This window comes from Psychromonas arctica (assembly GCF_038155225.1).
In the GTDB taxonomy this organism is placed as follows: Bacteria; Pseudomonadota; Gammaproteobacteria; order Enterobacterales; family Psychromonadaceae; genus Psychromonas; species Psychromonas arctica_B.
Map to the genome: position 1 here is coordinate 1 of NZ_JBAKBA010000212.1, position 231 is coordinate 231.

The following is a 231-nucleotide window of genomic DNA, read 5'->3' on the forward strand; positions in this document are numbered from 1 at the left end:
AAACAGTTTGATGGTGGATTCTGACCACTGACCAGCTTCTTGGGCTATTTTAGAGACCTTGTTAAATACATCCGTTATTTCATCAAATTTAACGCCTAAAGATTCAGTATTGAACGTATCTGCATGTGGTACTTCTGCATCTACATTATCATTACTTAACTTATCAGAGCCAAACTCTAGACTGTCAAACGATTCATTATCAGACTCTAGATCATAAAACTCATCATATAA

The 231-nt window shown here is 35.1% G+C and carries 1 protein-coding gene; it reads right to left on the minus strand.

Annotation, left to right across the window (positions count from 1 at the left end; genetic code table 11):
- A partial coding sequence (locus V6255_RS18320) for a hypothetical protein (RefSeq protein WP_341629413.1) occupies window positions 1-231 on the minus strand: 231 nt, incomplete at both ends.